Source organism: Deinococcus deserti VCD115, assembly GCF_000020685.1.
Lineage (GTDB): Bacteria > Deinococcota > Deinococci > Deinococcales > Deinococcaceae > Deinococcus > Deinococcus deserti.
The window spans coordinates 357,125-369,090 of record NC_012528.1 but is presented as its reverse complement, the minus strand read 5'-3'; the positions used below and the strand labels follow the sequence as shown (position 1 = coordinate 369,090).

The 11,966-nt window shown below is 59.9% G+C and carries 10 protein-coding genes and 1 pseudogene; 2 read left to right on the top strand and 9 right to left on the bottom strand.

The window, feature by feature from the left end; translation table 11 throughout:
* Window positions 1–3: 3 nt before the first annotated feature.
* Window positions 4–204 (bottom strand): hypothetical protein, encoded by a 201-nt coding sequence (locus DEIDE_RS18925; RefSeq protein ID WP_083764320.1) that lies wholly within the window; start codon window positions 202–204, stop codon window positions 4–6.
* Window positions 205–352: 148 nt separating this feature from the next.
* Window positions 353–1,498 (bottom strand): MFS transporter, encoded by a 1,146-nt coding sequence (locus DEIDE_RS17710; RefSeq protein ID WP_242403026.1) that lies wholly within the window; start codon window positions 1,496–1,498, stop codon window positions 353–355.
* Window positions 1,499–1,885: 387 nt separating this feature from the next.
* On the opposite strand from DEIDE_RS17710, the gene DEIDE_RS17700 reads away from it, so the two are divergent.
* Window positions 1,886–2,641: a DeoR/GlpR family DNA-binding transcription regulator gene (locus DEIDE_RS17700; RefSeq protein ID WP_049760585.1), complete on the top strand. Its 756-nt coding sequence runs from the start codon at window positions 1,886–1,888 to the stop codon at window positions 2,639–2,641.
* 609 nt (window positions 2,642–3,250) lie between these two features.
* On the opposite strand, the gene DEIDE_RS17690 is transcribed toward DEIDE_RS17700, so the two are convergent.
* The 6 genes from DEIDE_RS17690 to DEIDE_RS17665 all read right to left on the bottom strand — a co-directional run bounded on the left by DEIDE_RS17690 (window position 3,251) and on the right by DEIDE_RS17665 (window position 9,098).
* Entirely contained in the window at window positions 3,251–3,487 is a 237-nt protein-coding gene (locus DEIDE_RS17690; protein WP_041228109.1) for a hypothetical protein, read from the bottom strand.
* A gap of 4 nt (window positions 3,488–3,491) precedes the next feature.
* On the bottom strand, window positions 3,492–4,337 hold the full coding sequence (locus DEIDE_RS17685; RefSeq protein WP_012695099.1) for a phytanoyl-CoA dioxygenase family protein: 846 nt from the start codon (window positions 4,335–4,337) through the stop codon (window positions 3,492–3,494).
* A 52-nt stretch (window positions 4,338–4,389) separates the two neighbouring features.
* Window positions 4,390–5,382, bottom strand: a complete 993-nt coding sequence (locus tag DEIDE_RS17680) for an ABC transporter permease (protein ID WP_012695098.1) — start codon at window positions 5,380–5,382, stop codon at window positions 4,390–4,392.
* A 25-nt stretch (window positions 5,383–5,407) separates the two neighbouring features.
* A complete protein-coding gene (locus DEIDE_RS17675) occupies window positions 5,408–6,400 on the bottom strand; it encodes an ABC transporter permease (protein WP_012695097.1) in 993 nt (330 codons plus the stop codon).
* Window positions 6,397–7,920 carry a sugar ABC transporter ATP-binding protein gene (locus DEIDE_RS17670; protein ID WP_049760583.1) on the bottom strand — a complete coding sequence of 508 codons (1,524 nt, stop codon included), beginning with the start codon at window positions 7,918–7,920 and terminating at the stop codon, window positions 6,397–6,399. The genes DEIDE_RS17675 and DEIDE_RS17670 overlap by 4 nt, the downstream gene beginning before the upstream one ends.
* 200 nt (window positions 7,921–8,120) lie before the next feature.
* The gene (locus DEIDE_RS17665; RefSeq protein ID WP_012695095.1) at window positions 8,121–9,098 is read right to left on the bottom strand and encodes an ABC transporter substrate-binding protein; all 978 of its coding nucleotides are present in this window, start codon (window positions 9,096–9,098) and stop codon (window positions 8,121–8,123) included.
* Between the two features lie 678 nt (window positions 9,099–9,776).
* On the opposite strand from DEIDE_RS17665, the gene DEIDE_RS17655 reads away from it, so the two are divergent.
* Window positions 9,777–10,136 (top strand): tRNA-binding-domain-containing CsaA-like protein, encoded by a 360-nt coding sequence (locus DEIDE_RS17655; protein ID WP_012695094.1) that lies wholly within the window; start codon window positions 9,777–9,779, stop codon window positions 10,134–10,136.
* Window positions 10,137–11,260: 1,124 nt separating this feature from the next.
* Here DEIDE_RS17655 and DEIDE_RS17645 read toward each other — a convergent pair.
* Window positions 11,261–11,836, bottom strand: a pseudogene (locus tag DEIDE_RS17645) (dienelactone hydrolase family protein); the annotation flags it as partial.
* Window positions 11,837–11,966: the final 130 nt, after the last annotated feature.

The window sequence follows — 11,966 nt, the reverse complement described above, 5'->3', positions numbered from 1 at the left end:
TGTTCAGAAGTTGAACTTGTCGATGTTGGCTTTGTCGAACATGGTGAGGGGCCCGAGGATCACAACGCCATCCTTGCCGATGATCTGCCTGACGATACCAGGCGGTGAACCGCGGCTTCGCGGTCCTGGCGTGCAGGCAGTAGCAGGGGAGTTCATCGGAAGCGATGTTGCCTCGGGATTCCCCTGCGGCAGCACTTTCAGCATTCAGGCTGCGGATACGCACGTGCAGTTTCTGCTGGGCGGGGGTGACGTGCTGGTCCCGGGTTAAAGGAAGGACACTGATGCTGGCCGTCTTTCCTTCTCAGCGCAGAGCTGGCCACTCTGGGTCCAGCGCCCCATACAGCCGGAACTTTTAAAGGTTGCGCCGGAGCCCAATCACGATGGCCAGGTCAAGAAGTGCGATACCCATCAGGGTGAGGGGAATGGCAGGTGGGCCAAACTGGTCCCGCATGGCACCCACCACAGGCGAGAACAGCACCGGGCCGAGAAACGCGCCGGCAAACACAAAGGTTGGCGCCGCGCCGCCAGGCAGAACGCGGGTCAGCCACACCAGTCCAGTCGTGAACACCGGGGCTAGGAACAACCCGGTCAGGGTGTACGCGTAGGGTGCCACGGCGGGGATCGTCGCCAGGGCAAGACTGAACGCGGCCAGGACCAGACTTCCGGTTACCAGGTGAGCTGGCGCGACGCGCAGCGCGAGCGGCGCGGAAATCAGCCGCCCAAGCGTGAAGCTCACCCAGAACAGTGCGGACAGTTGTGAAGCCGTGCCCGTAGTGATGCCCAACGTATCTCGCAGGTGCGTCACCTCCCAACTGGCCACCCCGCTCTCAACTGCGACATAGGCGAGAAAGAGGCACATGAAGCCGCCCAGGATCAAGCGGGGACTCCTGACTTCGGTCTGCAGGCCTTGCGTTGGAGTGTATACTTCCGGCGCTGCAGACGGCAGAGCGAACAGGGAAAGCAAGAGCAGGCCCGCTAAGGCGGCGCAACCCAGCAGGGGCAGGCGGAAGTCGCCGTCTGCAAAGCCCACAGCCAGCGGTGCGAGCACCGCGCCCACTCCAAAGGTGGCGCTGAGCAGGTTGAGCATGGCAGCGCTGCGTAAACCGTAACTGGTCGAGAGCCACACGTTCAAGGTAAGGTCGAGCATGCCGAAGCCCGATCCCAGCAGCAGGGCCGCCAGCAGGGCCAGCACGAACGTAGGCGCGAACGCAAGCCCCACGCAGCCCACGGCCAGGGTGGCAACCGCCAATAACGAACGGTTCCGTGATGTGAGCCGAGCCGACAGCACGCCTGCCAGGATCACACCGAGCACTGCACCTGCCGAATTCAGGCTGAGCAGCAGTGAGGCACCTGTTGCTCGCAGACCGAACTGTTCACTAAGGAGCGGGAGGGCAGGACCCAGGATCGGGTAGAGCAGGCCAAGGAGTAGAAAGGCTCCCACTCCGATGCCCGCCAGGCGTTTGGGTGGAGCGGGCGACGGCACGGGTATCAGGCTCACGTCGGCAGTGTAATCGGCCTCACGGGCGCAGGGTGTAGCCCCCTGCTTCATTCAGTGTCGGTTGGAAAAGGCCCCTGGGAAGCTGCATGTTCTTCCGGATCTCCCGCCGCAGGCGGGCCCGGATCCACAATCCGCATGCGGCGCACCTGCATAAACTGTTTCGTGGAAGCACCAGGACGACGTACTGATGCCTGGCCCGCTCAGGATTCATCAGCTGCTTCACCATGTCCAGCGCGTCCACCAGCGCGTGGAACATCAGGACCAAGACGATGTGCTCCTCTCCCGCTGCTGGGCCTGAGGCTGTACGTTAAGCTTCCTTAAGCACCAGGCACTGCGGATTTACCCTGATGGGCTCTTGGCGTATTGCTGAGGAGAGGAACGTTGTTGATCAAAGAACGCCGCCAACAAATTCTGTCCCTGATTCAAAGCCGGGGAGAGATCCTGGTTTCAGAAGTTGCTCCACTTTTGGGAGTTTCAGAAGTGACGGTCAGGAGTGACTTGAAGGCGCTGGTGGATACAGGCCACCTGCGACGCACCCGAGGCGGCGCCCGCCTACCACTTGATCCACGAATGGAGGCCCCGCTGGAAGAAATGCAGTTGCAGCAACGCGCTGAGAAACGACGCATTGGTCGCGCCGCCGCGGCCCTCATTCAGGATGGAGAAACGATCTTCCTGGATGTGGGCAGTACAGCGACTGAAGTGGCGCGTCATCTGCCGCCAACCTTGCGGGAGGTGACTGTCGTAACGCCTGGACTGAATATTGCTCTGGAACTTGAAAAGCTCCCGCATGTGAGGGTCATCGTCACCGGTGGGACCCTACGCCGCCTGCAGCATTCGCTGGTCAGCCCGTACGCCCTCGAGATCTTGCGCCACGTTCATGCAGACAGGTTGTTTCTCGGCTGTAACGGCATTGATGCTGTGAACGGCATTACGAATGCCAACCATGAGGAAGCAGAAGTCAAGCGTTGCATGGTCAGGTACGCCCGCACCGTGGTCGTGTTGGCGGACCACAGTAAACTTGGTGTAACCAGCCGGGCATGGTTGGCATCTGCTGATCAGGTGCAGACGCTGATTACCAGCCGGCACACTACGCCTCCTCCTGCAGCTCTGGTCAACCTGATATCTGACTTCCGCATTGTGTAGGGTAACGCTGCAAAAGTCCGGCAGTGGATGAACAACCGTCCGGTTACGGTTGCTGCCGGCTGGCCCTCGACGGGCTTTAAAGGGCGTTTTGACAGGGTAGGGCTGAGCCATCACGCGGCAGCCAGACGACGCACCATCAAGCAGACATAAGTTCGTAGACGAGGTTGTCGAAGGTTTCAGGCAAGACTCGCAGATCCCGGCTCATCCGCCTTGATTGGCCCAGCCAGGCGGAGGGGTGCTCAAACACCCACTGCCGCTTCAGCACCACAGAGTGCTCCGGAACTTCACTGGGCGGCGGAGGTCGATCCGTACGCAGGTCTACCCGTTGCCTGCCCGGAATGATTGACGATCTCCAGCGTCCAGCCCCAAACACTGCTTGACTGCCGGGACCAATTTCTCCGGAAGCCCCGGCGTCGGCCCACACGTGCTGTATGCGCGGAAACTCCTTGCGCACCTTCTCAGGGCAGGCGGACCGCGCCCGCGCGGCCCTGCAAGGCTTCGTAATCCCCGGCCTACGTCCGCACCAGAGCATGCAAAAGCATCTTCATAACCTTTTGAAACGATCTTTACCTTGTCGTCACCACCTTACCGTTTTTCTCAATCCAGGGGTCAGCTGCGCGCCAGGAGCTTCATCCGGACCTCGTTGGTATCGTCCAGCCTCTCGGTGACGGCCACCCGGAAGCGCACGCCATCATGCATTTCCAATATGGCCTCCGCACCCTCGCTGATGTCCGGCGCCCCGTTCAGCGACACCCGCATCAGCCCCCGGCCACCTTCCAGGGCTTCTATCCGCCCCGGTACAGCCAGATCTCCAAAAAACGCCGTGACGCTGTTGAACTCTCGCATGCGTTCAGGCGTCGCCCATCATGAGGCCCTCGATGGTGTGCCCCTGCATGATGGGTTCAAGCTCATCCACCACCCGGCAGATCAGGTGATCCTTGACCTCCTGCGGCAACCCCTCGTAATACGCCCGCGTGAACTGCAGGTCGTGCTTCTCGTCATGCCCAGCGCCAGGCGCGTCCACGCCCAGCACCAGTACAGGACGCGGTTTATTGCTGACATTCGCCGTGCCGCGGTGAATGGTCAGGGCACTGCGGGCCGAAATGTCGCCCATCTTGGGCAGCTTGCGCTGTGCCAGGGCGTGATACCGAGGGAACAGCGACACCGGCGGGAACATGCCGTGGTCATACTCGCTGGGGTCATCCCACTGGGTGCCCGGAGCGATTTCGAACGGACCCATGTCTTCTTCGACATCCACGGTGGTCAGGTTGAACGCCAGCGAGTTCAGGCGGCGGTCCACCAGTGTCTCGGAGGTGGCCGGGAAATCGCGGTGCCAGGGCTGATCTTTCGCTCCGGGGTTGGGCACGTCGAAGCCGATCTCGACGATCTTGTAGTTCGGACCCAGCACGCTGGTGCACACCGCCACGATCCACGGATGGGTCACCAGATCCAGAAAGCCGCTGATGTCCTCGGGGTGAATCTCCACATAGTGCCGGTTGGTCCCGCGCCCGACGGCGCCGCCCGGACGGGCCAGAGCTGCTGTGTACAGCTCCGGAAGTTCGCGGCCAAGCTGCGCGACCCACTCCCGGGAAAAGGCTCCCTTGAGGCCGATAATGCCGTCTCCGTAAATGCCTGCCATGATCGATGGCACGTCGTACTGCTCTTGCACGGGCTTCGTTGCACTGCTGAGCGTCATGGAATCCTCCGGGGCGAGAGAAAGAGGGCGTTGAGCGATAAACAGGCAGAATTTAGGGCTTTGATCCTCGCGTCAGTCGGTTCTGGAGAAGCACCACGACCAGCAGGAAGGCACCGCGGATGACTGATTGCCAGTAGGCGCTGAGGCTGATCGTTCCGCGGCCGTTCTCGAAATTCAGGATGTTGAAGATCATGCCGAGCAGCAGCACCCCAACCAGGGTTGACCCGACCGAACCGCTCCCACCGGTCAAGAGGGTGCCCCCAACGACCACAGCCGCGATGGCGGTAAGTTCCCATCCCAGGCCCTCCGTTGGCTGCCCTGCGCCGAACTGCGATGCGAGAATGACACCCGCGAGGCCAGCGAGGGCACCGGAGAGTACATACACAAGAACCAGCGTCCGTTCGACAGGCAGACCCATCAGGCGCGACGCCTCCTCGTTCCCACCAATGGCCAGCACATGGCGTCCGAACCGGGTATAGCGCAGGGCCAGCATTCCTACCGCAAAAGCGCCAAACAGAACGATTGCAGTGAATGGGACGCCGCCAATGCTGCCCTGCCCGAAAGTCGTAAACCCGTGATCGAAGTCGGCCGATACGGATTCATTGTTCGAAAACATCAGGGCCAGTCCTCGCGCGGCCAGCAGCATGGCAAGCGTCGTGATAAAGGGCAGGATCTTGAGATACGCAATGATCAGCCCGTTGATCAACCCAAGCAATGTCGCTGCGGCAACCGCGCCGAATAAGGCAGGCCACAGGCCATAAGGACTGAGCAGCGCGGCGACCACACTTGCAAGGGCCGCGACACTTCCCACGCTGAGATCAATTCCTCCGGTCATGATGACGAAGGTCATGCCAAGCGCAATCAGCCCGAACATGGAGTTGTACGCCAGGACAGTGGAGATGTTATAAGGCGTCAGGAAACCGTCATAACGGAGGGCTCCGAACAGAATAAGCAGACCCAGGGCAACCAGGACGCCGTACTGTTGCAGGAGTTGAGCGGTGCGGATTCGGGTGGGAGACGCGAGGGGAGCGGGGGTGGTCGTCACGTCGGTGTGGTCTCCTTGGGTCGGATCAGCGGCGCTGGATATACACCGCGACCAGGATGATGATGGCCTTGACGACCAGGGCGACGGCCTCTGGAACGCCCCGGGCAAGCAGGGTGTAGCGAATAAGCTGAATGATCAGCGCACCAATCAGGGTGCCGATGATGGTCGCGCGTCCTCCCGTCAGGACCGTACCGCCGACGGCGACAGCCGCGATCGCGTCCAGTTCCATATTCAGGCCCACCTGGTTGGCGTCGGAGGACGCATTGATTGCGATCACGATCAGGCCCGCCAGACCGGCCAGCAGCCCGGTGATGCCGTAGACTGCGAGCTTCACCCGTCCCACGGGAACTCCGGCAAGACGCGCTGCGGCCTCATTGCCTCCTACGGCGAGAACCTGCCGCCCGAACACGGTACGCCGCATGACCCAGGCGAACAGTCCGACCACCAGCACCATCAGGATCACCTGAAATGGAATACCAAGGGGACGTCCGAGGCCGATGTACTGAAACCCGGGGTGGCTGAACGTCTGTAGCTGCCCGTTGGTGATCACCTGCGCAATGCCGCGCCCTGCGATGAACAAAATCAGAGTCGCGATAAAGGGCTGAATATTAAACCGGGCGACCAGAGTTCCGTTGAACAGTCCAAACGCCCCTGCAGCCAGCACCGGCAGCACAAAAGCGAGGGCCAGACCCAGTGCGGGACTACCGAACGGAGGGTGTAGAAACAGCATGGGAGCCAGGGCGCCGCTGATCGCCATCAAGGCGCCCACCGACAGGTCGATGCCTCCGGTCGCGATGACCAGTGTCATGCCCACGGCCACGATCACGGTGGTCGCCACCTGCGTCAGATTCACGTTTAAAGTCTGGGGAGTCAGGAAGTTGGGCGTAAACAGAGCGTTGAACAGCAGCAGGACGACCAGCGCCAGGAGTGGCCCCAGCAGCTCGGGAACACGGCGCTCCTTCCGCGTTCCAGCAGGAGGCATCGTGGTCGTCAAGACCTTCCCGTCCGGACCGGTCATGCCTGTCCTCCAATCGGCAGCCCACTGTGCCCTGCGGCCCCGTGTGCCATGGCGTCCATGATGGCGTCTTGCGTCAGATCCTCACGGGGCAGTTCCCGGATACTCCGGCCGTCACGCATGACCACCACCCGGTCTGCACCTTCGGCCAATTCCTCAAGTTCGCTGCTGATCATCAGGACCCCGAGACCTTCACGGGCGAGTTCACTTAGCAGCGCCTGAATTTCACCCTTGGCGCCGACGTCGATGCCGCGCGTAGGTTCGTCCAGAATCAGCAGTGTAGGGTTCATGCACAACCAGCGTCCCAGCAGCACTTTCTGCTGGTTGCCGCCCGACAGTTCCCGGATCTTCTGATCGGGTCCGGCCGTCTTGATGCCGAGCTTTGTGATGAACCGGTCCACGATCTCCGCCTGACGCCGGGGGTCAATGATGCCCCGTTGTGACAGGGCAGGAAGGAGCGCGAGGGTCAGGTTCTCACGAACGGACAGGTCAGGAATGATGCCTTCAATCTTGCGGTCCTCCGAGCAGAAACCAATTCCTGCCCGAATCGCGTCACGTGGGGAACGGAACTGCACTGGCCGGTCACCCATGTGTAACTCCCCGCCCAGCAGAGGGTCCGCCCCGAAGATGGCGCGCGCCGTCTCGGTTCGGCCTGAGCCCAACAATCCAGCAAGCCCAACGATCTCGCCAGCGCGCACGCTGACGTCCGCTCCCTGCAGGACAGTTCCGGTGTGAAGTCGCTGGGCGTCAAGCAGGGTTTTTCCTTTTGGATCACCGGTCCTGACGAAGGCGGTTTCACCTTCCTGGCGCAGCTCGCTGGTGTCCTTGCCCAGCATCATGGCCACCAGCTGCAACTTGCTGAGGGTTGCCATGTTCTCTTCAGCGACCGTCTGGCCGTCACGCATGATGGTGATGCGGTCGCACACCGCGTACAGCTCGTCAAGGCGGTGAGAGACGAAGACCACCGCCACGCCGTCTGCCTTGAGCTGGCGGATCACTCCGAACAGCGTTTCCACTTCACGGTCGTCGAGGGAGGACGTCGGCTCATCCATGATGACCAGTTCACTCCTGAAGGACACCGCGCGGGCGATGGCCACCATCTGCTGCACGGCGACGCTGTGCGACATGAGTGGGCTGGTCACATCAACATGAACGTTGAAGCGTTCCAGGACCTGACGTGCCTCGGCATTCATACGGCGCCAGTCGAGAAAGAGCCCCCGTTTGAGTTCGCGTCCGAGAAAAATATTTTCGGTGACGCTGCGGAAGCCCACCAGATTGACTTCCTGGTAAATGGTGCTGATTCCCCCCGCCTGCGCCATCTGAGGCGACGTGAATTCCACCTCCTGCCCGCGGAAGATGACTTTGCCCTGGTCACGCCGGTACGCTCCAGTCAGGATTTTAATCAGTGTGGATTTGCCGGCACCGTTCTGGCCAATCAGGGCGTGAACCTCAGCCGGGCGGATGCGCAGGTGGGCGTCCTGCAGCGCAGGAACGCCTGAAAAGCTTTTGCTGATGCCCTGCATCAGCAGCAGGGGTGGGGGTTGTTCCACGTTCACTCACCTTCAGAGAAGAAGGCCGCCATGGCGGCGTCAATTCACGATCAGCTCCTGAGCGTTCCCTGGGATTGACGCTGTCTGAGCGCTCGTGTGGAGGCATTTCACAGAAATCACAAGCGATGAACGGGCGTTCCGTGAATCTCTCACGGAACGCCTCGCCATCGGCTTCAGTAGGCGCTGGCCAGAAGTTTTTTCGCGTTCGCAGGAGTAAATTCGCGGTCAGGATTGATGAGTTTGACTGGAATTTTCTTGCCCGCGGCGTAATTGCTCAGGGTCTCGAAGGCTTTGGGTCCGAACTTGGGATTACACTCCACAACGTAGTTCACCTTGCCATCGACAATCAGCTTGACGATTTCCCTGCCACCGTCGATGGAGAGAATCATGACGTCTTTTCCGGGTTTCTTTCCGGCGGCTTCGAGAGCAGCGATGGCTCCAATCGCCATTTCGTCGTTGTGAGCATAGACAACGTTGACATCTGGATGTGACTGCAGCAGCGTCTCCATGACCTGACGACCCTTGTCACGCGCGAAATCCCCAGTCTGCGATGCCAGGATGCGAATCCCGGCTTTCCCCTTGATTGCATCTTCAAAGCCCTTACGCCGGTCATTGGCCGGTGAGGATCCTGTCGTGCCCAGCAGCTGGATGACCCGGGCTTCACCCTTCTTGTTCTTTGCCAGCCAGTTCCCGATGCGGCGCCCCTCTTCGATAAAGTCGCTGCCGATAAACGTGACGTAGTCGGTGCCCGCCCTTGCGAGCTTCTGGTCCACATTGCGGTCGAGCAGAATGACAGGGATACCTGCTGCGCGCGCCTTTTTCACCGCTGCGGCGAGAGGCTTCTCCTCACGTGGGGCGAGGAAGATGGCGTCGACGCGCTGTGCGATCATGCTGTCGACATCCGAGACCTGTTTCGCTGCCGAGCCAGCTGCGTCCGTATACACAAGCTGATGGCCCAGACGTTTGGCCTCGTCTTGCATGCTCTTTGTCTGCGCAATGCGCCAGGGATTGTTACTCTCTGTCTGCGCAAACCCCACTTTGTAAGTTGATTTTTTCGCCAGCTTGGGCAGAGTCTGTGCGACGGCGACAACCGTCACGCCGGTGAGGGTTAGAGCGAGGGTCAGGGTGAGCGCGGGACGGATTGCGTTCATTAGATCTCCTTTACGCTCCTGGGCGCGAGCGCAACGATCGAGCGAACAAAGGTGGCCGTATCGCATGACCAAGTGGGTAGCAGGCCGTGCCTACGGTGTCTACATCACTTCCAAGATTGACTGTGTGCTAAGCATTAAGCGCCTTTATGGTCGCCTTGTCAAGCGCATGAGTTTTCACAGCTTTCATTTCTTTCAGAAGAAAGCACTGGACCGCGCACAGCGGCCGCCAGTTCAACGCTTCCAGTGGTCGCTGGACTCAGGGTGAAACTCGGGAGGGCAGAGGTGGCCAGGCAGCGGGAAGAAAAGCACATTTTTGTAGGTAGACGACAGTCGTGTTGGTGCCATTCCTGGGAACAGACAATTCACTGGCGAATTTCTGCGAATTTACACATCCGATCAGCTCGCAACAGCGGCCCTGGCGCCTGACCAACACTGTCAGCTCCCCTGATGGCGACTTGGACGAATGATAGCGATCCTGAAAGATCGGCCCCGACCACCGCCCCATATCGAGGTGAAAGAGGCAGGAACGTACTGGAGTGATTGGGAAGGTGACAGGACCCGTTTACTTCGACAGGTCAGCGGTGAAAATGTGTGTCCCTTGTGTCCTGGACTCCAGGCGATACGAGAAGTGGGCAGGGGCTTGCTTTTTAGGGTGCTGAACAGGGATGGTGGGAGCACATGGCATCGGATCTTAAAGCAGCCGTTTCGTACGAAGAGACGCTGGCGCGTCTGGATATTCGCCTGGGCCGCGTGGTTGAGGCAGTTCTCGAGGAATCTGCACCCAAACAGGCCTACCGGTTGACGGTGGATTTCGGCAAATATGGGCGCCGGGTCAGTGTTGGCCGTTTTACCCAGCATCAGTCCGAGGAGTTGGTGGGACAACAGGTGGTGGGCGTGCTGAACTTCGAACCCCGGCTGGTAGGGAAGACCATGAGCGAGGTTCTGATCCTCGGGGTCCAGGTGCCGGGCGCCGCAAGCGGAGAGGCCACTTTCCTGACCCCCAAGCGGGAGGCAAAGCTCGGCAGTAAGGTGTTCTGAGTCGGAACACACGTGTCGGCGGTCAGCGTACAGGGCTGGACTAGCGGCAAGCCCTGGTCGGCCCGGACGGCTGCCGGGCTAAGGCTCCATTTCAACCCCTGTCATGCCTGGTTCCCCGAAGAAACAACGTGCAGCTGCGGGCCCAGGTATTCAGATTGCACAGCGGGCCTTGGACACTGTTGAGGGGTAGCCTCAAGGGAAACCGTACCGCCGCTCAACACTGATTTTTACGTGTTCGAAGGGCGCTGAATATATCGAACAGCGACTGTGTACACGTATTGCCCGGGACATGGTGGTGTCTGGATGTTGAAACAAGAAGGGTGGCTCCAAAGTATTGCCTCGTGATCAAGTTCCACATCTTCTTAACCTTTTGAGAATTATCGATTTTTTCACCGAAAACTCGCTTCGAGGTTTTGTTTGTCCCTCACAATCAGATGCATACGCTGGGGTGTGCCCGCTGTACTGGGGAACAGTCGCTAGCAAGTTGATGGAGGTGACTGATGAATACACAGCAAGCTTTAACCCCCCCCACCACACTTGAGCAGGAGTGGACTGAACTTCTATCCTACGCGAAGGAGCAGGGGCGCCAACTTGAGGCCATACGTAAACGTGCTGGCCACCTGCCCTCCAATCAGACGTCGGTTCACGTGCCGTGGAGCCTTTTTCTGCTGGCAGGCGGAGCATACGCCCTGTACCGCCGTAACCCTTCCGTACAGCAGCGGGTCCAGGGTATCGCGGACCGGATCCCCCCTGGTGCCAGGAACAACCTGACCCAGACTGCACGAGCGGCCAAGGATGCGATTCGGAAAGTGAATCCGAAAACAAGAGGAACGTATCCTGGTACCGGAACGGAATGGAGGCGTGACGGCGAGCTCCCACTCGATCACGCAACCAGCAGTTCGGATCCGCTCAAGGATAAGGTTATCGACAGACTTCAGCAGAACCCAGAGAGTTCCGGAAGCAGTTGACGCTGCAGAAAGTAAGGAGAACCCGCTCTGGACTAAGAGGGAAGCTGAGTGCGGCTGCTCTTAGTCTGACGGTTGCCCCCGGTGCCGTTCACGCAGGCGCGGGAAGAGTCCACTGAATAACAGTAATGACCGGTTGGTTTTCTAACCCCGTCACATTCACAGCCGGGCCAAGAAGGCGAGGACGCGCTCCATCAGGAGCGAGGTCGCACCGGAGTCATAAGCGGCCAGACTGCAGTCGGTAAAGAGGTGCTTGTCTCCGGGGTACATGAACAGATGCCCGTTTGAGGCCGAGTGCACGACGACCTGTGCAGCCTCTTTGTCCTCCGCAAACCAAGGGTCTGCATCCATGGCGTGAATCTGAACCGGCAGATCGGTGGGCCAACCCGCTCCATAGGCCTCGGGAGGCAGGCAGCCATGAAAGAACAAGGCCCCTAGGGCTCCTGTCCTGGTCTGAGCCAGCTTCTGCGCTGGCATGACCCCCAGCGAGAAGCCAGCGTAAACGAGATGGCGAGGGAGCTCGTCGGCGATCCGCACCGCACGCCCTTCCAGCGTTTTAAATCCCACCTGCTCGGCATAATGGATTCCTTCGTCCAGGGTAGCGAAGGTCTGCCCCTGGAAGAGATCGGGAGTATGAACTGTATGCCCTGCCTGACGCAGATGTTCGGCAAAAGTGTGAACTCCCTTCGTTAAACCCAGGACATGATGAAACAGAAGAATCTCGCTCATATGTGAAAGCTTAGGCCTGAAATACGTCGGTTAGTGACGTGTTTCAATAGAGTGGCTTCAACGCCATAGGAGTTTTGCAAGATTTACATACCTCCGGTGTTCCCCAAGCACCATCACACTTGGCTTTTGGGGGATC